Origin of the sequence: Haloprofundus marisrubri, from assembly GCF_001469955.1 — an archaeon.
Taxonomy (GTDB): domain Archaea; phylum Halobacteriota; class Halobacteria; order Halobacteriales; family Haloferacaceae; genus Haloprofundus; species Haloprofundus marisrubri.
On the sequence record NZ_LOPU01000016.1, the window covers coordinates 170,799 to 191,582 of the forward strand.

A 20,784-nucleotide genomic window follows, 5' to 3' on the forward strand; every position below is an offset into this window, starting at 1 on the left:
CTCTTCCATGTGGCGCTCCCGCACGGGCCGGGGCCGGAAAACCGTCGTCTGCATCGCCTGCGGTTCGTCGGTGTTGCGGTCGGAGGCCCGCGAGTACGACAAGGAGGGTGACCGCTGGAACCGCCACGGCAAACAGTTCGAGTATCTCTGCAAAGACTGCCATCGAGAACTCTGCTGGCAACCCCGCGGCGAACTGGAGTCGCTCATCCTCGATATCGAACAGGACGGCCTGCCGCAGTCAGAGTTTCTGACGCGGTATCTGCACGCGGTCGAAGACCGGTACGGTCGACCCGAAGAGTAGCAACGCACCCGCGACGACGGCGACGGTGACGCGTTTTCGAGGCGAGAGTCCGTCGTCTGACCCCGACACGACTAACTACCTCTCGCCCAATCTCTCGCGTATGTCGAACGACGCGCAAGCGCAGGCTGGCACCGCCGAGGGCCAGGGTCCCGTCGAAATCGACCCTGAACTCGACCGCCACCTGCAGAACAAACGCGAGGAACTGTTCGAGGAGTTCGAGATTCGAGACGGGTTCCCGCCGGAGGTCCGCCGCGAAGCCAAAGAGCGAACCGAGAACGTCGAGGAGGAGATTCACGAGGCTGTCTCGGAGCGTCGTGACCTCCGCGAGATGACGACGTGGACGACCGACCCCGCCGACGCCCAAGACTTCGACGACGCTATCAGCATCGAAGAGGACGACGAGGCGTACACGCTGTGGGTCCACATCGCCGACGTGAGCCACTACGTCCACCCCGGGTCGGAGATGTGGGCCGAAGCCGTCAAACGCGGCAACACGGTCTACCTCCCCGCTTACACCGTCCACATGCTTCCGCCGATTCTCGCGGAGACGGTCTGTTCTCTGGTCCCCAACGAAGAACGCCTCGCACACACCGTCGAGATGCGACTCGACAAGGAGAACCTCGGCTACGAGTCAATCGACATCTACAAATCCGTCATCGAGAGCGACGAACGTCTCACCTACAGCCAGTGTGAAAAGCGCCTCGACGACCCCGACGCGCCGCTGCACGACAAGATTACGCTCGCGTACGAACTCGCCGACCAGATGCACGAACAGCGCAAAGAAGACGGCTCGCTCGTGTTGAATCCGAGTCGTGACCACGCGCACACCATCATCGAGGAGTGCATGCTGAAGGCGAACAAAGCCGTCACGCACGAACTGATGTGGAGTCGCGGCGTCGAAGCGATGTACCGCGTCCACCCGCAACCGACGCCCGACCAGTGGGACAAAGCGCTGCGCGAAATCACCGAACTCGACAACGTCAGTATCCCCGGCGGGTCGTGGGACGACCCTCGGAAGGCCGTGAACGCGGCACTCGAAGAGGCGCCACCGCGGATGCTCAACAAGATTCAGCGCGCCGTCCTGAAAGTGATGCCCCGCGCCAAATACATGAACGACCCCTTCGGCGGCCACCACGCGCTGAACTTCGACATCTACGGGCACTTCACCTCGCCCATCCGCCGTCTCTCGGACCTCATCAACCACTGGATTGTCCACGAGAACGACGTCCCCGAGGACCTCGTCGAACTCTGTGACCGCGCCTCCGACCGACAGAAGGACGCCGAAACCGCCGAACGCCTCTACAAACAGTTCATGCAGGAAGTCGGTCTCGACCCCTACGCGGTGAACAGTCGCGGCCTCGTCGTCGTCGACGAAGACGAGGAGAACGACGATGGAGACGATGCCGGTGGAGACGGAGACGCCGCCTCCGACGCCGACGAGTAACCACATCTCTCTCGGACTCTTCTCTACTGTTCTAACGTTCTCCCCGACGAATCGGTCGGCGACGCCGCCGGGTGTCACACGCGCGACAACCTATTTGCCGGTCGCGTCCTTCACTGTCGTAATGAAGGCACTCGCCGCGTTTCTCACGTGTCTCCTCCTCGTCGTATCCTCGGTTCCGGTCGGGGCTGTCTCGGCAGGGCCGGGAGCGTCCGACGCACCAACTGCAAGCGACTTCGACGCGTCGACACCGCTCACACAGAGCGACGGGTCGACACTGCAGGTCTCCGCGCCACCGCTGCAGGTCGCCGGGCCCAACGCACAGATAGAACTCAACGCGACGGGTCTCGTCGCCCAGACCCGAAACCCGGCGACGGTGACGCTGTCGAACCCGACGACGACGCCGATGCGGAACGTCACCGTCACCGTCGGCATCCAGGGCGGTGACGCCGTCGTCGCCCGACAAACGGTCCCCGTTCTCGCCGCCGGAGCGAGTCAGGAACTCTCCTTTGCGCTCCGTCCGAACGAGGCTGGCGAGCGTCGGGTGACGGTTCGCGCATTCTACACCGTCAACGGCGACGAGGCGACGACGCGCTACCGCGAATCAGTTCGCGTGAGTCCGCTCGAAGACGATGTCGCCGTCCGCGTCGAGTCCGCACAGAGCGGCGAGGCCCAGCAGGACGCCGGCGGGCAACTCGGCGCACTGCTCGGCGGAGGCGGCGGACAGGGCGCACTCCAACAGAGTGGCGACGGTGAGGCGCAACCGGGTCAGATAGACGTCGTCGTGACGAACTTCGGAAACGCGCCGATACGCAACGTCGTCGTCGTGCCCGTGAGCAACGGGACGGAACTCCCGCGGCAGTCCATCGCTGGCCCACTCGCACCCGGCGAGTCTGCGCGAACGACCGTCGACCTGAGTTTCGTCGGTCGACAGGACAGCGTGACGTTCGAGGCGCGCTATCGCGTCGGCGGACGCGACAGCACCGCCCGGACCGAGTTCCCGTTCGACCCCGCGTCCGGGTCGATTTCGCTGACGAACGTCAACCTCTCGATGGGTCGAGACGGCGTGTTGCGCATCACCGGCAACGCGGGCAACCCCGGTGAGGGCTCCGTTCGAGGCGTCACCGTCTCCGTCGGCGACGCCGAACACGTCACCCCGACGTATCCCGTCCGCGACTACTTCGTCGGCACCATCGACGGCAACGAGTTCGCGCCGTTCGACCTCACCGCCGAAGTCGACCGCGAGAACGTCACCGTCGTTCCCGTCGACGTGACGTACGTGACGAACGGCGTCCGCTACACAGAGACGGTCGAACTCCCGTACGACCGCTCGCTGTCGCCGCCCGAACGCGAGCGTGGTATCCTCGCGCCCCTCTCGACTGGGGCGAGCACGCTCGTCGCGCTCCTCGGTGTGAGCCTCGTCGCGGTCGCAGCGCTTGTCGTCGTCCGCCGCCGCCGATGACCGACCAATCAGCGACGTTCGGCGCGGAGTCGGAGTCGAACGCCGACTTCGGCGAGGAGGCCGTCTCCGCGCACGACGGGCCGACGCTCGAACTCCGAGGTGTGAGAAAGGAGTACGAGACGGGCGGCGAGACGGTCGTCGCCCTCGGCGGGCGCAGTTCGGAGGGCGACGAACTGACCGGCATCGACTTCTCGGTCGCCCCCGGCGAGTTCGTCGCCATCGTTGGCCCCAGCGGCAGCGGAAAATCTACGCTTCTGAACATGCTCGGACTGCTGGACGAACCGACCGTCGGCGAGCGGTATCTCTTGGGACGAGACGTGACGACGCTCGACGACGAGGCGCAGACGAACGCCCGGAAGGAAGCCATCGGCTTCGTCTTTCAGGATTTCTATCTCATCCCGACGCTCTCTGCGACCGAGAACGTCGAACTGCCGACCATCTTCGAGAACGACCCCGAAGCGACCGAGCGAGCGCGCGATTTGCTCCGCCGGGTGGGCCTCGGTGACCGCCTCGACCACACGCCCAACGAGTTGTCTGGGGGGCAGAAACAGCGCGTCGCCATCGCCCGCGCGCTGGTCAACGAACCACGAGTGCTCTTGGCCGACGAACCGACCGGCAACCTCGACCAAGACACCGGCGCACAGATTCTCGACGAGTTCCGTCGCATCTGCGAGACTGGCGTGAGTGTCGTCGCGGTGACGCACGACCCGCAGGTGACGGAGTTCGCCGACCGGACGGTCCGTCTCGTCGACGGCGTCATCCGGGACCGCGACGCCGACGGCGCGGGGAGTGACGTGGTCGACGTACGCGCCGGAGCCGGTGAAAACGCACGGTCTGAGTCGGAGGCCGACCGATGAAACTCGACCGGCGCTTTCCGGCGGTACTCATGGCGTGGCGGAACCTCGACCGGAATCGGTTGCGGTCGGCGTTGGCGGCGCTCGGTATCGTCATCGGGGTGCTCGCCATCGCCACGCTTGGAATCTTCGGCAACGTCCTCCAGTTGTCGGCGACGAACGAACTCGGCGCTATCGGCAATCAGGTCGTCGTCGGGCCGAACCAGGACGCGGGCGTCACCTCGCTGAACACCCGCGAGGTGGAGACGATACAGCAACTCACCAGCGGACGAGGAACCGCGGTGCCGCTCATCAGCGACGGCGCAGTCGTCTCCAACGGTCGCGGACAGTCGTTTGCGACCCTCTACGGCATCTCGACGCCGACGGCGCTCTTTACCGCCTCGGAGGGGACACTCCCCGACCGACATAGACAAGGCGCAATCGTCGGCTCGTCGCTGGCGGACCGACTCGACCTACAGGTAGGGAGTATCGTCGACATCGAGGGCAACGAGTACCGCGTCATCGCCGTTCTCGCGCCGACAGAAGACATCTCGCCGGTGTCGCCCGACGACGGCGTCGTTCTCCCACCGGAGGAGTTCGTCAGCGACGAGTACAATCAGGTGGTCATCCGCGCCGACTCCGGGGAGGCGGCGACCGATATCGCGGCGTCGGTCCGCGAGCAACTGAACGCCCGCGAGGAGCGCGTCACGGTGTTCGAGTTCTCGACTATCCTCGACCAAATCGGCGAGTTCTTCGCGCTGTTGAACTCCTTCCTCCTCGGTTTGGCGGGTATCTCACTCGTCGTCGCCGGGGTGAGCATCTTCAACGTGATGTTGATGAGTACCTCGGAGCGTCGCGGAGAAATCGGTGTGTTACGTGCCGTCGGTGTCCAGAAAGGCGACGTACTGCGGATGCTGGTCGTGGAGGCGGCGCTGCTCGGGACGGTCGGTGGGGCGCTCGGGGCGGTGCTGAGTGGCCTCATCACCGCGGGCCTGTACTACTTCACGCCGGTAACGCTGGCGGTGGCTCTGGACCCGAGCAACGGTCTCTATCTCGTCGGTGCGTTCGTCTTCGGCGTCGTCGTCAGCCTCGTCAGTGGCCTCTATCCAGCATGGAAAGCCGCGAACGAACCGCCCGTCGAGGCGCTTCGTGGCTGAGTTTCGTCGCCGGCGAGAACAGAACGCGGTTCAGTACGTGCTACCGCGACTGTCTTCGACGATGAGGCGCGCGACGAGTGCGAGGAGGATAATCGGAATGCCAACGCCGGAGATGATAAGCAACAGGAGGATGAGCGCTTTGATGAGCGTCCCCTGGCGGTCCCACACGCGACGCGTCACGTTGTCGATACTCCGCGCGACGTTCTGTATTGCTCCCATAGCGGGAGATACGACGTTCGACGGAATCACTTTTGGGGCCAGACACAAGCGGGTTGACAGGTACTCGACGGGTGCTTAGCTACAGACGAGCGTCGTGCCGCGGTTTCGGTTGTCGTCACCTCCCGTGTACGACGCGTCGTACTCGATTCGAATCCGATGTTCGGCGATGGGTTTGTTGCTCGGTTCGTGATACAGCGTGACGACAGCAGCGTCCGCTCCCGTGTCACAGAGTGAGACACCGCTCACGTCGTAGCGAAGTTCGTCACCGGCGCCGAGTGTCCCACTCACGAGCGGCGGGTCCACCACCCGTTCGTCGCCTGCAGTGACGACGATTCGTATCTCCTCGCGACTGACGGTCGCTCCGGCCTCGTGAGCGACGAGAACGTACTCGGCGATAGCACCTTCCGTGTCGTACTGAGCCTCTATCTCGGTGTCCGTCGCAACCTGTGGAGCGGCCTCCTCGACGCCGATACCGAGGAAGATACCGCCGGCGGTCACCGCCAAGAGGACGACGATTGTGACCAGCAGTGTGACCCCGACGACGGGGCTGACGGCGCGGCTGTCGGGGTGCATGACGTTCGTTTATAGGAGAATTTCGATGGTGAAATAAATCTATCCCGGCGACCCCACGTTCGGGGTGACGGCGACGCTTCCGCCCCAGCAGTTACGTTTCTGGGCGTTGCTCTATTCGGTATGCGAACCAGTACAATCGTGTTGCTCGTCGGTATCGTGCTGCTGTTCATCCCAATTCCGCCGTTTGCGACCATCGCTGGGATTCTCACCATTCTCGCGGGCTTGGCGATGCGGTTCCTCGGCGGCAGCTAATCCGGTCGCTGCCGAGTAGCCGAACGCTCTTTTCGTTCGTTGTGCATCCGCGTTCGAGTGGGACGTCTCGCGTTGTTTCGCCAAAAAATAGTGGAGTCGTCGAGTGCTCCGCGTCGCTGCTTACTCGTCCGACTCGTCGTCGTGGCTCGTGTCGTCGCTTGCGACGTCGACCCAACCATCGATTTCGCCGTTGACGCTCACGTAGTCGCCGTCTTCGGTGACGCCGACAACCGTGACTTCATCGTAGTCTTCCGGCACCAAGTCGAACGAAACCGTCTCGGACTCACCGGGTTCGAGCGTCACGTCGAACTCCTTCAGGTACGTTTCGACTGTCAGGCTGACGCGTTCGTCACCGGTGTTCTCGATGGTCACGTTCTCTGGTTCGTCGGAGTAGACAGTGACGTCGTAGTAGTCGTGGCTCGTGTCGTCACTTGCGACGTCGACCCAGCCGTCGATTTCGCCGTTGACGCTCACGTAGTTGCCGTCTTCGGTGAGACCAACGACCGTAACCTCACCGTCGTCCTCCGAGACTAACTCGACCGAAATCGTCTCGGATTCGCCGGGTTCGAGTGTCACGTCGAACTCCTCCAAGAACGTCTCGACTGTCAGGTGGACGCGTTCGTCACCAGTGTTCTCGATGGTCACGCTCTCGGGTTCGTCGGAGTACGCAGTGACGTCGTAGTAGTCGTTGCAGGCGTCGACGGTGACGGAGTTGTCCGTGTCTCCGTCGACCGGAATCTCCGTTCCGGCGTAGTAGTCTGCCAGCGCGTGACCGTACACTCGCGTGTCGTCGTGGTAGCCGGTGTCGATAGTCGTCGTCTCGCCCGCGTCGAGTGAGACCGATTTCAGGTCGGTGCCACCCCAGTTCTCGTCACCATTCGTTCCGTAGAAGAACTCGACCTCGTACTCGTTCGGGTTGCTGACGGTGAGTTGCCCACAGTCATCGGAGACGAATTCGACGGGTGCGGCGGTGTCTGTGAACACGTCCTGCTGCGAGCGCAGTTCGACCGGAATTGGACCGTTCTCGCCGTTGACGAGGTAGTCGCTACCGTTCTCGGACCACGTCACCGCGATAAGTGCGCGTTCGGTGTCCGAGACGCTTCTGTACGGTGTTATCGTCTTCGTCTCCGTCGCGTTGACCGAGACGCTACTGCTGGTACCGCCGTCGGCCCACCAGATTTCGATGTCTTCGTCGGTCGGGTTCGTCACGTTCACGCCCCACCCCGAGTCCTCCACGGTGATGGACTTCTGCGCCTCGTAGTCGACTGTGACCGACGCCGGTTCGTCTTCAGTACTCACCGGGGTGTCGTCGTCGACAGTCAGTTCCATCCAGCCGTAGGTGCTGCCGTACACCGCCTCGGCGCTTCCACCCTCGGCCATTACGTCGATGTCGTCGCCCTCGACGGGAACGAACGCGCCGTCGTCAGCGCGCATCGCTTGCGCGTAGATTTGGACGCGTTGGCGGGAGTCGTCGCGTTCGACATCGAGCGTCTTCGTCTCGCCTGCATCGAGCGTCACCGACTCGTTGAGGGTGTCCGCACGCCATCCGTAGGCGACTTCGACGGCGAACTCGTTCGGGTTCTGCAGGGTAATCTGTTCGGCCTGTTCGGAGGTGAGGTATATCGGCGCGAACTCCTCGACCGGGCCGCTGTCGGCTTCGACGTTCGTCCGCTGCGGCGTCGCCGCGAGGTTGCCGTTCAGGGCGACGAGCGCATCGTCGCTGACGCGTCGCGCTTTCGCGGCGACGGTGCCGTCGTTGTCGACGGACACTTCTCGCGTCTCACCGGCCGCCACGACGACGTGGTGGTCGGTGCCGTCGACACGGTAGGTGAACTCCACGTCGAACTCGTTCGGGTTCGTCACCGTGACCGTCTCCGAACTCTCGGAGACGACGTGAACCGACTCGACGGTCGAGTCCGCACGTTCGAGGTCGATGCCGGTGTCTTCTGCCTTCGTCGCGTTCTCACCGTTCAGCGGGACGACGGTCCCGTCGTGTGCGTGTCGCGTCTTCGCGTACACGTCGAGCGAGCGATTCTCGCCGAAGGCGTCGGTGTTCAACAGCAGCGTCTCCGTCTCGCCCCCGCGGACGTACACCCGCTCGGGGCCGTCCAAGTCGAGCGTCAGTCGGACCGCAAACTCGTTGGGGTTCGTGACGGTGAGTTCTTGGGCGCTCTCCGAACTGAGTTGGACCGACTCGACGGTGTCGTCGGAGTCGTCGCTGTCGTGTGCATCCGTCGAACCGTCGGACCCGGCCGAGTCGCTCGACTCGTCACCGGTGTTCGACTCGTCGACCGCACCCGCGTTGGAACGGTCGTCCGAGCTCGACGACTGTCGGTCGTCTGCATCGTTGGAGGGTGTGCTATCCGAGTCGTCGGAACTGTCTGAATCCGGTGAGTCGTCCGAGGACGTCTCGGGGTCGTCACGCTCGTCGGCGCTTCCAGAGTTAGTATCTGACTCCGTGGACGCTTGTGACGATTCTTCGTTTGCGTTCGAGTCGGTGTCACTTACACCGCCGTCGTCGGTCTCTCCGGTTTCGACCACCGCGTTGTTCTCCGCCGCCGGGTCGCTGGCGTCGGTGTCGTTCGCCACCTGCCCGAACGGAAGTCCCACGAAGGCGATAGCGCCCGCGAGGACGACTATCGCTGCGAGACCAACCGCCAGGAGGGCGTGCTGTCTACGTCGTGTTTTCGGCTCGTTCGCCATCGAGTCATCAAACACCTGAATTGTGTATTGTTATAGACGGACGACACGAACCGCAGGTTCCCCCTTCGTCTGATAGTGTCGAACTTTGTATGTGTATCTCCGACGTTCTTTCGTCTTCTACCCGAAATACACAACGCCATCTAACACAGCTAAATGTCTCGTAAGCACCACTCAGACGCTATTTATTCGGTGTCAACAATAGTGATACACTCGTATCCCAAGCGTGACGTTCGCCAGACGTCGGAGGTATTGACAACGAAAGTGATACTCGTTGGTGAGAGAAAAAATCTGCATCTCAGGGAATTTCCACATCGACAAACAGCAGGGACACCCGTTTCTCGCCCAGAAACGTCAAAAACCGCGGTGGACTCGCGGGGGTCACGCGAACGAGCGGAGCGAGTGAGTGTGACTACGCGAGTCCATTGACTGGAGCGAACGAAGTGAGCGAAAGGAAATGGACTCGCGGGGATTTGAACCCCGGGCCTCTTCCTTGCGAAGGAAGCGATCTGCCACTGATCTACGAGCCCTCGTCTGCAACCCAACTAACCCGTCGGCTGTACTTGTAGCTTCTGTTTTCGCGCGCCTCCGCGAGGAACTCACACGCTGAGCAGGCGGAGTCGTCCGGCGACGAGGCCGAGAACGAACCCCGTGCCGTGCGCGACGATAGCGATGTTCGGCCCCGCACTGAGTGCTGCGACGAGGGCCGCCGCAGCGACGACGAGGATAACCTTCCCTCGTCCGTCCAGATTCAGGCGACCGAGTACCGAGTCGGTCACCGGGTTCGCCGCGAGGAGATAACCCGCGAGCGCGAATATCGCGCCGCTCGCGCCGACGACGGGGACGGCTTGACTGAACACCGAGTCGAACCCGATTTCGGCGAGTCCGGCGAGGATGCCGGTCGTCAGGAAGAACGCGTGGTACCGCCACCGCGTCGTCCCCTGTTCGACGAGAAAGCCGACGACGACGAGGGCGACGGCGTTGCTCAGCAGGTGACCGACGCCCGCGTGTGCGTAGACACTCGTGACGAGCGTCCACGGGTCCTGCCCGACGGGCGGCGAGAGCGCGAACAGACCGACAGGGCTTACGACCAATCCGGCGGCGTTTCCGAGCAAGCCGAGGAAACTCTGGACGAGGAAGACGACGCCGAAGACGACGAGCGTGTCCAACGTGGGACTGCCCCAACGGGAGACCATACCGGAAAAACGGTCTACGCCCGCAAAAGCGTACCTGCGGCTACGGCGGTGAAAAATCGAAGAAAGGGGATGGTGGAGACACCGTCGGACTCCGACGGGCCGTAGCGTCAGTCTTCGAGGACGATTTCGATACTGACGTCGTTCGGCACTTGGATGCGCATGAGCTGGCGAAGCGCGCGTTCGTCCGCGTCGATGTCGATGAGACGCTTGTGAACTCGCATCTCCCAGTGCTCCCACGTCGCGGTGCCTTCTCCGTCAGGCGACTTCCGACACGGAATCTCGAGCGTCTTCGTCGGCAGCGGAATCGGGCCGCTGAGGCTGACGCCCGTCTTGCTCGCGATTTCGCGGACGTCGTCGCAGATGTCGTCGAGGTCCTCGGGGCTCGTGCCGGCGAGGCGAACGCGTGCTTGCTGCATTTATCGCTCGTTGACCTCGAGCACCTTGCCGGCCGCGATGGTCTGACCCATGTCGCGGATGGCGAAGGAACCGAGTTCCGGAATCTCGCCGGACGGCTCGATGCTGAGCGGCTTCTGTGGTCGAATCGTCACGATAGCGGCGTCGCCGGACTTGATGAAGTCCGGGTTCTCCTCTGCGACCTCACCCGAGGCGGGGTCGAGTTTCTGGTCGATGGACTCGACGGTACACGCGACCTGCGCCGTGTGGGCGTGGAAGACCGGCGTGTAACCGGCGGTGATGACCGACGGGTGCTGCATGACGACGACCTGCGCCTGGAACGTCTCGGCGACCTTCGGCGGGTCGTCGGCCGGGCCACAGACGTCGCCGCGGCGGATGTCGTCCTTGCCGACGCCACGGACGTTGAAACCAACGTTGTCGCCGGGTTCGGCCTTCGGGACCTCTTCGTGGTGCATCTCGACGGTTTTGACCTCGCCGGAGACGTCAGACGGCTGGAACGAGACGTTCGCGCCGACGTCGAGGGTACCGGTTTCGACACGGCCGACCGGGACCGTACCGATGCCGGAGATGGTGTAAACGTCCTGAATCGGGAGTCGGAGCGGCGCGTCCGTCGGCGGCTCGACTTCCGGCAGGTCGTTGAGTGCTTCCAGCAGCGTCGGGCCGTCGTACCAGGACGTGTTGTCGCTGCGTTCTGCGATGTTGTCGCCCTCGAACGCCGAGATGGGGACGTACGTCGCGTCGTCGGAGTTGAAGCGGACCTGGTTGAGCAGGTTGCCGACTTCTTCCTTGACTTCCTTGTAGGAGTCTTCGGAGTAGTCGACGACGTCCATCTTGTTGACGCCGATGATGAGCTCGTTGATGCCGAGCGTGCGGGCGAGGAACACGTGCTCGCGGGTCTGCGGCGCGACACCGTCGTCGGCGGCGACGACGAGAACCGCGTTGTCAGCCTGCGAGGCACCCGTGATCATGTTCTTGACGAAGTCACGGTGGCCGGGGCAGTCGACGATGGTGAAGTAGTACTTGTCCGTGTCGAACTCTTGGTGGGCGATGTCGATGGTGACACCACGCTCTCGCTCCTCTGCGAGGTTGTCCATCACGTAGGCGAACTCGAAGCCGCCTTTGCCCTTCTCTTCTGCTTCTTCGCGGTGCTGCTCGATTACGTGCTCCGGAACCGACCCTGTCTCGAACAGGAGTCGGCCCACGAGCGTGCTTTTTCCGTGGTCAACGTGACCGATAATGGCCAAGTTCTGGTGCGGTTTGTCTTCGCTCATTGTTTAGCTCACGCGCTAAGGCGCTATGTGGAGTTTCTTTTGGTTGAGGACCCTAAAACGATTTCGATACGTCGCACGACCCACCCCGACGCAGTCTTGCGGTTTGACACTGCTTACCGTGGGGTAAGCGCTACCGACGGCTACTCGAGTCGGCGAACGTCGGACAGAACTGCGCTGGCTGTCTCGGGGCCGCCCGCCCCTCGACCGCTGATGTTCAACCGACCCGCGTGGGTCGTCTCCAGTTGGACGATGTTTTGAGTGCCGGTCACCGCGAGCGTCCCGTTTTCGGGGACGAGTCGCGGACCGACGCGAACGCCGTCGGGCGTCGCTTCGCCGATAAGCCGAATCGTCTGGCCGTCTTCGGCCGCGAGTTCGAGCGCGCTCCCCGGGATGTCACGAATCCCTTCGACCGTCGCGTCGGCCAGCGAGTAGCCGCCGTCGTGGAGCACGTTGCCGAGAATGACGCATTTCAGCGCCGCGTCGGTTCCTTCGACGTCGAAGGAGGGGTCTGCTTCGGCGACACCGAGGTCTTGGGCCTCCGAGAGCACGTGGTCGTAGTCGAGTCCCTCGGCGGTCATCCGCGAGAGGATGAAGTTCGCCGTCCCGTTCAACACGCCTCGGGCGGCGGTGATGTGGTCCGGGCCGAAGTCGTCGATGGCCGACAACACCGGAATCGCGCCGCCGACGGTGGCTTCGAACAGCACGTCGCCGTCGCTCCCGTGTTCGAGGTCTCGGAGGTCCTCGTACCGTTCGGCGACCGGTCCTTTGTTCGCCAACACGACGTGTCGATTCGACTCCAGTGCCGCCCGCACGTGCGAGAACCCGGGTTCGGCGTCGCCGAGCGTCGTCGGCGTCGCCTCGACGAGTACGTCGTACTCTGCGGCCAACGCGTCGCTCACCTCCATGTCGCCGACGCTTCCGTTCGCTTCTTTTCGGGAGAGCGCCGCGGCCACGTCGACACCGTCGGCGTCGACGACGGCACCGCGTGAGTCCGCGAGCATCGTCACCTCTTGGCCGTAGTCGGCGGCCAACTCGGCGACGGAGCGACCGACTGCGCCGGCACCGACGACGGCGACTCTCATTTCGACCCCTCCGCGAGCGGTTCGACCACTCGAAGTTCCTTCCGGTCGGCAATCTCCCGGACGACGCCGAGCACGTCCGCACGCTTGCCCGCCTGCGTCGCCAGTCGGAGTCGGGCGCTGGACTCCTCGTCTCGACCCTCGGGTGCCGACACCGAGAGGTCTTCGAGCGTCGCACTCGCACACTTCTCGATACTCCGAAGCGTGTCCGAGAGGTCGGTGTCGACGAGGTGGCCGACTAAGAGAACCGTCAACTGCTCGCCGTAACGTTCCGCACCCGCCTGAATCACGTTGACGCCGTTCTTGCGGAGCGCGTCGACGACAGTGCCGAAGCGGTCCGGCGGACACTCCAAGTCGACTTCCACGGGAATGTGTCCACGCGGCGTGAGGTTGCCGCGTTCGTGGTAGATTGAGAGGAGGTTGCCGCCGTTGTCGGCGATGGGTCGCAGCGCCGCGAGCAACTGGCCGGGTTCGTCGACGAGTTCGAGTCGAACCGTGTGCGGTTGCGGCGTTTCGCTGTCGCTCATCGACTCACCTCCGCGACGCCGCACCCGCCTGTTGTCGACAGGGAGCGGTCGCTTTCTGGCTCCGTGTCGATACTCCGCGGCTGGTGTGCGCCAATCCGCATACTACGCCTCTGACGCTACGTGCGTTATAACTCTTCGTCACTCGCAATTCTGTCCGAGAGTCGCTGCACTGTCACGACTGGTCCGTGTTTCGTACGGGTATAGTCGACCACTGCCGACAGTCACCGCGTCGACGACGCCGCAGCGTCGAACGCGACTACAGTAAGCAATGGCACGCGAACTGCGTCGACAGCGGCCGACGTACAAAAACAGGTGGGAGCTACGAACCGAGTTCGGAGCACAGCACAGACGCGTCCACGGCGTCGAACGGTTTCGACGACGCCCGGAAGCGTTGCGACCGAGCAGTCGACTCGGTTACTCGACGACGAATGGTTCGACCGCTTCCAGCACTTCGTCCATCGACAGCGCTTCGTCGAACGCGTTCGGGAACGGAATCTCGCCGTTGGCGAGGTTCAACATCCCGGCGTGGCGCGCTTCGACGCTGTGGATGCTGAGCGCCGGCGGGATGAGGTCGGCGTTCTGAATCAGCGGGGCCGCACCGGCGTACGCGGCGACGCCGGTGTTCTCCAGCACCTGTGCCGTCGCGATGAACTCGTTTGCGTCTTCGAGGGGGAACTGGAACTCGGGTTCGACGGGGGTGCCGCCGAGGTCCTCGATGGTCGACGTGAGCACGTCGACGTGTGCCTTCTCGTGGTCGCGGATGACGCCGATGAAGTCCGTGACGGACCAGCGGATGCTGGCGTCGAGTCGAGCCACCGAGTTCGCGTTGGCGATGTCACGCTCGTCGAACATCGAGAGGCCCTCCTCGTAGAACTCGTACTCCAGTTTCTCCAGCGTCAGCGCGTAGTTGAGGATGTCGACGTCGGACGGCCCCTCCATCTCGTCGCCGTCTCCGTCGCCGGTGTGGTCGTCAGCGGCGGCCGTCCCCGCGCCGCCGAGCGCCAACATCGCGCCGATGCCGCCTGCCTTTGCGGTGTTCGAGAGGAACGACCGCCGGTCGGGTGTCCAGTCGCTCAGTGTTCGTCGTCCGCTCGCCGTGTCGTCCCGGGTGTTCTCGTCGGTCATAGGTTTGGTGCGCACCGTTTTGCGCATCATAGAGGAAGACAGATTGATAAAAAGGCATTTTCCGGATTCAGACCCAAATTCTATCTTGACGAAACGATTGTAAATTACTATTTCAACCGAGAAACAATCAGAATAAGAAACAGTCTTCTGAAAGTGGCGGACGCTCGGAGCCGCGAAAGAACGGAAAACGAGCGCTGAGGCCCGCAGTTAGATGTAGTCGATGGCCGGCGAGAGTTCGAGCTTCATGCCCTTGCGCTCGCGAATCTCCATGATTTTGTCGCGCTGGAGACTGTCCGAGAGCACGCGGAAGCCGGCGTTCTCGGTGTTCCACGACGCACGACCCTCGGTCGCAGAGCGGATGTCCGAGGAGAACCCGATCATCTCTTCGACGGGCGCGATGCCTTCGATGACCATGAGGTCACCTTCCTGGTACATGTCGTCGACGCGGCCACGGCGACCCTGAATCTCGCCGGAGGCCGAGCCCATGTAGTCGGAGGCGACGTCGATGCGGACGTTCTGAATCGGTTCGAGCAGTTTGATGTTCGCGTCGATGAGCGAACGGTGGACTGCTTCACGAACGGCCGGGATGACCTGTGCGGGACCACGGTGGATGGTGTCCTCGTGGAGACGGGCGTCGTGCAGGCGGAGCAGGGTCCCCTGCACCGGCTCTGCGGCCAGCGGACCGTCGTCGAGCGCCTCTTCGAGACCCTCGATGACGAGTTCCATCGTCTCGTTGAGGTGCTGGATACCCTTCGTGTCGTCGATGAGGATGTTGGTGCCGAAGATGTGTTCGACGTTCTGGGAGGTGTCTTTGTCCATGCCGGCTTCCTGCAGCGCTTCGCGGCGCTCCAGTTCGGGCATGTCCATCGCCACTTCACCGAGCTTGATGGAGTCGACGATGTCCTGGTCCATCGGCTCTGCGGTGATGTAGAACTTGTTGTGGCGGTTCGGGGAGACACCCTCGACTTCGCGGGATTTCTCCTGCGGCTGCTCGCGGTAGACGACAATCGGCTCACCGGTGTGGACCGGGATGCCTTGGTTGTCGCGGATACGCTGCGTGATGACTTCGAGGTGGAGTTCACCCTGTCCGCTGATGAGGTGCTCGCCGGTGTCCTCGTTAATCTCGACGCGGATGGTCGGGTCTTCCTTGGCGACCTGCTGGAGCGTCTGGATGAGCTTCGGCAGGTCGTCCATGTTCGTCGCCTCGACGGACTTGGTGATGACCGGCTCGGAGATGTGTTCGATGGACTCGAACGGCGTCATCTCGACGCTGGACACCGTGGAACCGGCGATGGCGTCGCGGAGGCCGGTGACGGCGGCGATGTTGCCGGCCGGAACACGGCTCACTTCCTCACGGGAGTCACCCATGAAGATACCGACGGACTGAATGCGGTTCTTGCCCGCAGTACCGGAGACGTAGAGTTCCTGACCCTTTTCGAGGGTGCCGGAGAACAGACGTCCGGTAGCGATTTCGCCCGCGTGGGGGTCCATCGAGATGTCGGTCGACATGAAGACGACTTCGCCTTCGTCGTCGACGAGACGCATCTGCTCGGCGAGTTCGGACTCGGCGTCGCCACGCCAGATGGTCGGGACACGACGAGGCTGGGCGTCGAGCGGGTCCGGGAAGTGCTCGGCGACCATGTCGAGAACGACGTCCGACAGCGGCGTGCGGTCGTGGAGTTCGTCGCGGTTACCCGACTCTTCCATGTCGATGATGTCGCCGAAGGAGATACCAGTCTCTTCCATCGACGGGATGGAGACACCCCACTTGTACAGCGCGGAGCCGAAGGCGACGGTCCCCTCATCGACGGAGACGGTCCAGTCGTAGTCTTTCTCCTCGGTCATGCCGCGGATGAGCTCGTTAACGTCGGTAATGACGTCGAGGAGCCGCTCCTGCATCTCCTGTGGCCCTTCCTGCAGTTCGTTGATGAGGCGGTCGACCTTGTTGATGAACAGCGCCGGCTTGACACCCTCGCGGAGTGCCTGCCGCAGCACCGTCTCCGTCTGGGGCATCGCGCCCTCGACGGCGTCGACGACCACGAGCGCACCGTCGACGGCGCGCATCGCGCGCGTCACGTCGCCACCGAAGTCGACGTGGCCCGGGGTGTCGATGAGGTTGATGAGGTGGTTCTCGTCTTCCCACTCGTGGGTCATCGAGACGTTCGCGGCGTCGATGGTGATGCCGCGTTCCTGTTCGTCCTCTTTGGTGTCCATCGCGAGCTGCTGTCCAGCAGTCGCGTCGGAAATCATGCCGGCACCGGCCAGCAGGTTGTCCGAAAGTGTCGTCTTCCCGTGGTCAACGTGAGCGGCGATGGCAATGTTCCGGATCTGCTCCGGCTTGTCCATCAGTTTCTCACATTCCTGTACGATTTTCTTTCGTCGGCCCATTATGAGTGCCCCTACCGGCAGGAGGGTCAAAAGGGTAGTGTTTTGCCGACGCCGAATCCGTCGAAAACGGCCGTCTGAGGTAGCTCCGTGTGGGAACATATCACTTGGCAAACGCTCGAACTGCCGTCCGAAACGAGTGCCCGGTATCGGCCGTCACACTGCCCCGTCTCGTCCGCCGTATCCGAACGTCTCATCGCCCTTTCGCCCACGACGAGAGTTGGCACAAGAGTCATACCGTCTCGAACCGTGTCACTAATACGCATGGACCTTCGCGTGCAGGGGCCTGCCGCCCCCGACGCCTTTCTCAGCGCGGCAGACCTGTTAGAGACGGAGTACGAGTTGTCGTGGCCGGTTCACGTACGCGTCAGAGACGACCCCGACGAACGAACGTGGGCAGGACACTACAGCAACGCCGCCGGCGACTACCACGTGTTGAACATCTCACGACAGGCCGCGACCAGCGCGATGGCGCGCGAACTCGCCCTCCACGAGTTCTCACACATGGCCCGCTACGAGCAGTCGCATCCCTCCCACGTCCAGTCGACCGAAGAGGCGTTGTATCTCGCACTGACGGGCCGGAGCGTCGAACGCCGCAAGCTCGCGCACTGTTACCAGATTGCCAACCACATGAAAGATATCTACGCCGACGACATCACCATCTCGGTCGCCCCGGCGGAGAAACTCGTCTACTTCCTCGAATCACAGTTGGCGGCGGCGCTCGCCGACCAACCGTCGGCCGTTCCGCGCGCGGACTGGACCCGAACGACTGCCGCGTCGGACCCCGAAATCACGGCCGTCAACGCGGCGTTTGCGCTCGCACTCGTCGAACGTCACGGGCTCGTCGACGACGACCACCGCCTGTACGACCTCGCGCACGCGGCCGACGACGACGCGCCCAACGTCCGTGTCGACGAGTTCAAACGCCAGTTCCGTTCGCTGGCCCCCGAGACGAACACCAGCGACTACCGAAAGGCGCTCGTCGACGTGACGCGAGCTTACGCCGTCGGCAGCGGTGGCGGGCCGCAGGCCGCCGACTGATGTAGCCGTTCGGTCGCTCGCCGTTTCGCGTCCGCATAGACCCGTCGCTGTCGCTCAGCGCCGAAAAAACGAAAGAGAAGATTCGCAGATTAGCGGGCCGCGGCGGCGACGCGCTCGCGTTCTTCCTTCTGGCTGATTGGGTACGACTGAACGTCGTACTCGGCCGCACCGAGAAGCTGCTGTGCGAGTGCCTCGGACGCCGATGTCGTCGACTTGTAGCTCGCGGAGGCGACGCCGTCGGCGATGAACTTCAGCGCCTGGTCGACGCGACGCTGGGGTGCGACGTCGACGGCCTTCGGGACGGAGATGCCACCGTACTTCAGGCGGACCGTCTCCTCGCGCGGGGCCGCGTTCTCGACGGCGCGGACGAGAATCTGAACCGGGTTCTCCTCGCTGCGCTCGTGGACGATGTCGAAGGCGTCGCGGACGATGCCGAGTGCCTTCTGCTTCTTGCCCGTGTTCTCCTCGGTCTGCATCAGGCGGTTGATGAGACGCTCGACGACGGAAATCTCGGACTTGCGGAACTGCTTGGAGGCGTGGCGACCCATCGTGTGCGCGATGGGCGTCACGTTGAGGTAGCGCTGGGTGCTGGGGTCGGTGTACTCGATTTCGGAGACGTCCCAGACGCCGAACAGGAGCGCGTTCGTCTGCGCTTCCTCGCTGTCGGCCGGTGCCTCGGGTTCGGGGGATTCGTTCTCTGCGTCAGACATCTTAGCGTACCGGTTTCTCCGCGTTACCGCGCACGAGTTCGAGCATCGCGACGCCGTTGACTTTCTCTACCTTGTAGTTGACACCGGAGAGGTCACCCATGGCGCGACCCTTCGCGCCACCGATGCCCGCGATGGTCACCTCGTCGTGTTCGTCGATGAACGAGATGGCACCGTCGCCGGGGCAGAACGCCGTGACCTGCTTGCCGTTCTTGATGAGCTGAACACGGACGCATTTCCGAATCGCCGAGTTCGGCTGTTTCGCTTCGATTCCGACCTTCTCGAGGACGATACCGCGCGCCTGCGGTGCGCCTTCGAGGGGGTCCGATTTCTTCCGAAGACCGCGCTCGCGCCGTGCGTACTCCGAGTCGGACCATCGTCGCTTCTGACGGTCCTTCTTGAGTTTGCGGGCGGCGTATTTGCCGTTCGCCATAGTGCAAGAGCGTACTTAGTCGAGCTACTTAAGCGTCCTCTTTTCGACTCGGCGAAACGGCCTCAGATTCCTTCTTTCACCCCGCTACTCGAATCTGCGCCCGTTTCGTCCGTTCGAACGAATCGTTCTCAGCGCGGCGCAGGTCGAACGCGGCGCGGAGAACTCTTCGTTTCTCACTCGCCGGCGAGGCTACAACACCCGAAACGCTGTCGGCGCCGGCAACGTTACCGACTCGCTGCACTCACTCGCGGACGCGTCCGACTTCGAGGTCACCGCCCATATCCACCGCCGACGTCGCACCGAGCGTGATTCCAGCGTTCTCACACCGCGCTTGCACCCGCCGTGCGTACTCTGAGAACGTATCGAGAACTGTCCGTCGTGACGGGTCGGAGACCCAGAACAGCACTTCCAAGCGGATGTGGTCGCCCTCGAAACCGGTGACACGAACCTTCGGTTGCGGGTCAGAGAGAATAGCCGGGTCCGTCACCGCCTCGTCGCGAAGTATTCCGATTGTCTCCTCCAACTCCTCCTCGTAGTAGACGCCCACCGTCTCGTTGACGCGGAACTGATTTTGGCCGTAGGGCTTCGTGATGACGTTCGTCGTTAGCTCCGTGTTCGGAACGCTGATTATCTCGTTGTCGACGGTTCGGACGCGCGTCACCCGAAAGCCGATGGTCTCGACGACGCCCTCGGTGTTCCCCCACGCGATGTAGTCGCCGACGTTGAAGTCCGGGTCGACCACGAGAAACAGCCCGCCGACGAGCGTTCCGAGTACCTCCCGACCGGCGACACCCACGGTCAACGAGACGATGGCGACGGCGATGGTCGACCGTGTGAGCACCTCCGTGTAGCCGGCTGCCGCCAGTGCCGCACCGAACGCGACGGCGACGATGACGATGTGCAGGTAGAGTTCGACAGCACCGACTATCGTCGGGTTGTTCACGTTTCGGACTCTGACCGCCCGCAGCAACAGCGGTTCGACGACCACGCGACCGACTCCGTAGACGACGACGAACGCGACGAGGAGTTTCGTCGCACGGGCCACTACCCCATCACCGAGCAACAGTTCTACGAACGAGTTAGCGACCTGCAACGCTACGACTGCTCCCATACGGACTGTACGATAGCCCGACCAATAGCTCTGGAGGCTCTGAAACCCCTCGACATCGATGTCTTCGACCACCCTAACGTCCGCTGTCTGTTGTGTCGCGGTCGTCAGTGGTAAAACAGCAACTCGAACTCGTCACCACAGTCACCGCATCGAACGGGCTTCCCACAGAGTTCTCCGTTGAGCATCGGGTCAGCACTCGATTGGTCGGCCGTCGGTTGGCCGTCTTCTGCCGTACTTCCTCCGTCGGTGGCGACTGCGCCACCATCGACGCCCTCGGTCTCCGGGTAGTCGGCACCGTGGTTCGATGGGCTCGGTTCGGATTCGTCGTCGGAAAGGCCGAGCGTCGCGTCGACGCGCTTGTCGCAGGAAGGACATGGTATCGTGACGGACGGTCGACGCTGTTCTTCCGTGGCCGTGTCTGACCCCGAGACGGCCGGTTGCGGTTCGTCGGAGGCTGACGGCTGGTGCTCGGATTGTGACATACTGTGACAAGACGGCACACTGACGGTTAGTTATAGAGCTTGTAAACCTGAGAAGGAACAGCCCACAATCGGTAG

The 20,784-nt window shown here is 63.1% G+C and carries 21 protein-coding genes and 1 tRNA gene; 7 read left to right on the plus strand and 15 right to left on the minus strand.

What is annotated here, in order from left to right; translation table 11 throughout:
- Positions 1-7 precede the first annotated feature (7 nt).
- The 5 genes from AUR64_RS03865 to AUR64_RS03885 all read left to right on the plus strand — a co-directional run bounded on the left by AUR64_RS03865 (position 8) and on the right by AUR64_RS03885 (position 5,194).
- On the plus strand, positions 8-301 hold the full coding sequence (locus AUR64_RS03865) for a DUF7562 family protein (protein ID WP_058580631.1): 294 nt from the start codon (positions 8-10) through the stop codon (positions 299-301).
- A gap of 100 nt (positions 302-401) precedes the next feature.
- Positions 402-1,745 (plus strand): RNB domain-containing ribonuclease, encoded by a 1,344-nt coding sequence (locus tag AUR64_RS03870; protein WP_058580632.1) that lies wholly within the window; start codon positions 402-404, stop codon positions 1,743-1,745.
- 121 nt (positions 1,746-1,866) lie between these two features.
- On the plus strand, positions 1,867-3,204 hold the full coding sequence (locus tag AUR64_RS03875) for a CARDB domain-containing protein (RefSeq protein ID WP_155120506.1): 1,338 nt from the start codon (positions 1,867-1,869) through the stop codon (positions 3,202-3,204).
- Complete coding sequence (locus AUR64_RS03880; RefSeq protein WP_071391200.1) at positions 3,201-4,061, plus strand: ABC transporter ATP-binding protein; 861 nt, start codon at positions 3,201-3,203, stop codon at positions 4,059-4,061. The genes AUR64_RS03875 and AUR64_RS03880 overlap by 4 nt, the downstream gene beginning before the upstream one ends.
- Positions 4,058-5,194, plus strand: coding sequence for an ABC transporter permease (locus tag AUR64_RS03885; protein ID WP_058580634.1), 1,137 nt, complete (start codon positions 4,058-4,060; stop codon positions 5,192-5,194). The genes AUR64_RS03880 and AUR64_RS03885 overlap by 4 nt, the downstream gene beginning before the upstream one ends.
- 30 nt (positions 5,195-5,224) lie before the next feature.
- Here the strand turns inward: AUR64_RS03885 and AUR64_RS03890 are convergent, their stop codons facing one another.
- The gene (locus AUR64_RS03890; RefSeq protein ID WP_058580635.1) at positions 5,225-5,413 is read right to left on the minus strand and encodes a hypothetical protein; all 189 of its coding nucleotides are present in this window, start codon (positions 5,411-5,413) and stop codon (positions 5,225-5,227) included.
- Positions 5,414-5,488: 75 nt separating this feature from the next.
- Entirely contained in the window at positions 5,489-5,986 is a 498-nt protein-coding gene (locus AUR64_RS03895) for a type IV pilin (protein WP_058580636.1), read from the minus strand.
- Between the two features lie 120 nt (positions 5,987-6,106).
- On the opposite strand from AUR64_RS03895, the gene AUR64_RS03900 reads away from it, so the two are divergent.
- Positions 6,107-6,238: a hypothetical protein gene (locus AUR64_RS03900; RefSeq protein WP_058580637.1), complete on the plus strand. Its 132-nt coding sequence runs from the start codon at positions 6,107-6,109 to the stop codon at positions 6,236-6,238.
- 120 nt (positions 6,239-6,358) lie between these two features.
- Here the strand turns inward: AUR64_RS03900 and AUR64_RS03905 are convergent, their stop codons facing one another.
- From AUR64_RS03905 to AUR64_RS03945, 9 genes are all read right to left on the minus strand, one after another.
- Complete coding sequence (locus tag AUR64_RS03905) at positions 6,359-8,941, minus strand: hypothetical protein (RefSeq protein ID WP_058580638.1); 2,583 nt, start codon at positions 8,939-8,941, stop codon at positions 6,359-6,361.
- 455 nt (positions 8,942-9,396) lie between these two features.
- Positions 9,397-9,468, minus strand: a tRNA-Ala gene (locus tag AUR64_RS03910).
- Positions 9,469-9,537: 69 nt separating this feature from the next.
- Positions 9,538-10,134 (minus strand): rhomboid family intramembrane serine protease, encoded by a 597-nt coding sequence (locus AUR64_RS03915; RefSeq protein WP_058580639.1) that lies wholly within the window; start codon positions 10,132-10,134, stop codon positions 9,538-9,540.
- Between the two features lie 107 nt (positions 10,135-10,241).
- The gene (gene rpsJ, locus AUR64_RS03920) at positions 10,242-10,550 is read right to left on the minus strand and encodes a 30S ribosomal protein S10 (protein WP_058580640.1); all 309 of its coding nucleotides are present in this window, start codon (positions 10,548-10,550) and stop codon (positions 10,242-10,244) included.
- Positions 10,551-11,819, minus strand: coding sequence for a translation elongation factor EF-1 subunit alpha (tuf, locus tag AUR64_RS03925; protein ID WP_058580641.1), 1,269 nt, complete (start codon positions 11,817-11,819; stop codon positions 10,551-10,553).
- Between the two features lie 140 nt (positions 11,820-11,959).
- Complete coding sequence (locus AUR64_RS03930) at positions 11,960-12,901, minus strand: homoserine dehydrogenase (RefSeq protein WP_058580642.1); 942 nt, start codon at positions 12,899-12,901, stop codon at positions 11,960-11,962.
- Complete coding sequence (locus AUR64_RS03935) at positions 12,898-13,425, minus strand: amino acid-binding protein (protein WP_058580643.1); 528 nt, start codon at positions 13,423-13,425, stop codon at positions 12,898-12,900. The genes AUR64_RS03930 and AUR64_RS03935 overlap by 4 nt, the downstream gene beginning before the upstream one ends.
- Positions 13,426-13,839: 414 nt before the next feature.
- Positions 13,840-14,550, minus strand: coding sequence for a ferritin-like domain-containing protein (locus AUR64_RS03940; protein WP_058580852.1), 711 nt, complete (start codon positions 14,548-14,550; stop codon positions 13,840-13,842).
- Between the two features lie 207 nt (positions 14,551-14,757).
- The gene (locus tag AUR64_RS03945; protein ID WP_058580644.1) at positions 14,758-16,938 is read right to left on the minus strand and encodes an elongation factor EF-2; all 2,181 of its coding nucleotides are present in this window, start codon (positions 16,936-16,938) and stop codon (positions 14,758-14,760) included.
- A 261-nt stretch (positions 16,939-17,199) separates the two neighbouring features.
- Between AUR64_RS03945 and AUR64_RS03950 the strand changes: the two genes are divergently transcribed.
- Positions 17,200-17,976 carry a DUF5781 family protein gene (locus AUR64_RS03950; protein WP_058580645.1) on the plus strand — a complete coding sequence of 259 codons (777 nt, stop codon included), beginning with the start codon at positions 17,200-17,202 and terminating at the stop codon, positions 17,974-17,976.
- Between the two features lie 89 nt (positions 17,977-18,065).
- Here the strand turns inward: AUR64_RS03950 and AUR64_RS03955 are convergent, their stop codons facing one another.
- The 4 genes from AUR64_RS03955 to AUR64_RS03970 all read right to left on the minus strand — a co-directional run bounded on the left by AUR64_RS03955 (position 18,066) and on the right by AUR64_RS03970 (position 20,709).
- The gene (locus AUR64_RS03955; RefSeq protein ID WP_058580646.1) at positions 18,066-18,686 is read right to left on the minus strand and encodes a 30S ribosomal protein S7; all 621 of its coding nucleotides are present in this window, start codon (positions 18,684-18,686) and stop codon (positions 18,066-18,068) included.
- Position 18,687: 1 nt separating this feature from the next.
- Entirely contained in the window at positions 18,688-19,116 is a 429-nt protein-coding gene (locus tag AUR64_RS03960; RefSeq protein WP_058580647.1) for a 30S ribosomal protein S12, read from the minus strand.
- A gap of 241 nt (positions 19,117-19,357) precedes the next feature.
- Positions 19,358-20,227, minus strand: a complete 870-nt coding sequence (locus tag AUR64_RS03965; protein ID WP_071391214.1) for a mechanosensitive ion channel family protein — start codon at positions 20,225-20,227, stop codon at positions 19,358-19,360.
- A 104-nt stretch (positions 20,228-20,331) separates the two neighbouring features.
- Complete coding sequence (locus AUR64_RS03970; protein ID WP_058580649.1) at positions 20,332-20,709, minus strand: hypothetical protein; 378 nt, start codon at positions 20,707-20,709, stop codon at positions 20,332-20,334.
- Positions 20,710-20,784: the final 75 nt, after the last annotated feature.